The 2,583-nt window shown below is 71.4% G+C and carries 2 protein-coding genes; one reads left to right on the forward strand and one right to left on the reverse strand.

All coding sequences use genetic code 11. The features are described from left to right. Window positions 1-17 precede the first annotated feature (17 nt). A complete protein-coding gene (locus AOK23_RS43625; RefSeq protein ID WP_055717880.1) occupies window positions 18-1,061 on the reverse strand; it encodes a LacI family DNA-binding transcriptional regulator in 1,044 nt (347 codons plus the stop codon). A gap of 318 nt (window positions 1,062-1,379) precedes the next feature. Between AOK23_RS43625 and AOK23_RS43630 the strand changes: the two genes are divergently transcribed. Then, window positions 1,380-2,531, forward strand: coding sequence for a Gfo/Idh/MocA family protein (locus AOK23_RS43630; protein ID WP_055717881.1), 1,152 nt, complete (start codon window positions 1,380-1,382; stop codon window positions 2,529-2,531). The last annotated feature ends 52 nt before the right edge of the window (window positions 2,532-2,583 follow it).

The raw sequence follows: 2,583 nt of genomic DNA on the forward strand, positions 1-2,583 counted from the left end.
CTCCACCTGCCCCCGCCTCAGGCCTCGCGAGGCCCCCCAGTGGACCCCCGAACCATCAGCTCCCCGCGCACCGTGGCGATCCCGCCCGGCGGCGCCTCCTCGCGCCCCATCGCGATCCGCCCGGCCCGGGCCCCCGCCTCCGCCAGCGGCAGCCGTACGGTCGTCAGCGCGGGCACCGCGTCGATGCTGAACGGGAGGTCGTCGAACCCGGCGACCGAGACGTCGTCCGGGATGCGCAGGCCGGAGTCGCGCAGCGCCGCGCACGCGCCCAGCGCGACCGTGTCGTTCGCGGCGACGACCGCCGTCAGCGTCGGGTCGCGCCGCAGCAGCTCCAGCGTCGCCTCGTACCCGGAGAGCCGGTCGTACCGTCCGTAGACGGTCCGTCTGGGGTCGTCCTCGACACCGGCCGCGGCCAGCGCGGCCCGGTGCCCCTCCAACCGGTGCCGCGTGGTCGTCCGCTCCTCGGGCCCGGCGATGTACCCGAGCCTCCGATGCCCCAGTCCGATCAGATGCTCGGTGAGCAGCTGTCCGCCGCCCCGGTTGTCGAAGGTGATCGCGATGGCCTCGGGGGTGGGCGGCCGGCCGCAGAGCACGACCCGCGTCCCGGCATCCGCCAGCTTCCGCAGCTTGTTGCCCACGGCGGTGAGATGCGCCGGGTCCTCGATGGCCCCACCGGTCAGCACCACGGCCGCGGCCCGCTGCCGCTGCAACAGCGTGAGATACGTCAGCTCACGCTCCGGAGAGCCGCCCGTGTTGCACACCACGGCCAGCCGCTCCCCGCCCGCGCGCCCGCCCGGCCCGCCGATCTCGTTCTGGATGGCGCTCGCCATGATCCCGAAGAAGGGGTCGGCGATGTCGTTCACCAGGATGCCGACGAGGTCGGAGGTGGCGGCGGCGAGGGCGCTGGCGGGCCCGTTCAGGACGTAGTCCAGCTCGTCGACGGCCTTGAGCACCCGCTCCCGCGTGGACGCGGCCACCGGATAGTTCCCGTTGAGCACCCGGGAGACGGTCGCGGGCGACACCTGCGCACGGGCCGCCACGTCCGCCAGGGTCACTGTCATCGTTTACTCGCCTCCGGTGAGCGTCTCGTTCGAGTCGTCGTGAGCCGTGCGGCTCGTCCAGTCGGTCGTACGACCCCTGGACAGGTCGGCGCGGCTCGTCCGGGGAACCATACGGCCGCGATCACCGTTCGCCCCCTCGAACAACTCGAACCCCCTACGGTCTTGTCCGGACCGCTGCTCAGAGGCTAGCTTCTCACTAGATAGAAAGCGCTTGCTGTCACGCTCACCTCTTCGCGGGTCCCAGGGCGTACGCGGCGCCGGACGCGTACGAACCAGAACGAACAAGTCAGCAACGCAGACAAGACGAAGGGATCGGCCGTGACACGCAAGACCGTACGGATCGCCATGAACGGCGTGACGGGGCGCATGGGGTACCGCCAGCACCTCGTCCGCTCCCTCCTCGCCCTCCGCGAGCAGGGCGGACTCGACCTCGGCGACGGCACCGTCCTGTGGCCCGAGCCGATCCTCGTCGGCCGGCGTGAGCACGCGCTGAAGGCGATGGCCGAGCAGCACGGCCTGGAGCACTGGTCCACGGACGTGGACGCGGTCCTCGCCGACGACACGGTGGACATCTACTTCGACGCCCAGGTCACCTCCGCCCGCGAGGAGGCCCTGAAGAAGGCGATCGCGGCCGGCAAGCACATCTACACGGAGAAGCCCACGGCCACGGGCCTGGAGGGCGCCCTGGAGCTGGCCCGCCTCGCCCACGGGGCCGGCATCAAGCACGGCGTCGTCCAGGACAAGCTGTTCCTGCCCGGCCTGCTGAAGCTGAAGCGCCTCATCGACGGCGGCTTCTTCGGCCGCATCCTCTCCATCCGCGGCGAGTTCGGCTACTGGGTCTTCGAGGGCGACTGGCAGGAGGCCCAGCGCCCCTCCTGGAACTATCGCGCGGAGGACGGCGGCGGCATCGTCGTCGACATGTTCCCGCACTGGGAGTACGTGCTGCACGAGCTGTTCGGCCGGGTGAAGTCGGTGCAGGCCCTCACCGCCACCCACATCCCGCAGCGCTGGGACGAGCAGGACAAGCCGTACGACGCCACGGCCGACGACGCGGCGTACGGGATCTTCGAGCTGGACGGCGGCGCGATCGCCCAGATCAACTCCTCCTGGGCCGTCCGCGTCAACCGCGACGAGCTGGTGGAGTTCCAGGTCGACGGCACGGAGGGCTCCGCGGTCGCGGGCCTGCGCAACTGCCGCGTCCAGCACCGCAGCGCCACCCCGAAGCCGGTGTGGAACCCCGACATCCCCGCCACCTACTCCTTCCGCGACCAGTGGCAGGAGATCCCCGACAACGCCGAGTTCGACAACGGCTTCAAGGCGCAGTGGGAGCTGTTCCTCAAGCACGTGTACGCCGACGCGCCCTACCACTGGGACCTGCTGGCCGGCGCCCGCGGCGTCCAGCTCGCCGAGCTGGGCCTGAAGTCCTCGGCCGAGGGCCGCCGTCTCGACGTACCGGAGATCCAGCTGTGACGATCCGACTCCCCGACGGCGCGGGCGGGCTCAAGACCTACACCCCCCGCCC

The organism is Streptomyces torulosus, assembly GCF_001419765.1.
Classification (GTDB): Bacteria; Actinomycetota; Actinomycetes; order Streptomycetales; family Streptomycetaceae; genus Streptomyces; species Streptomyces torulosus.

Coding starts and splice junctions, on each gene's coding strand:
- AOK23_RS43625 (WP_055717880.1), bottom strand. CDS start 1,061: ATGACAGTGACCCTGGCGGACGTGGCGGCCCGTGCGCAGGTGTCGCCC.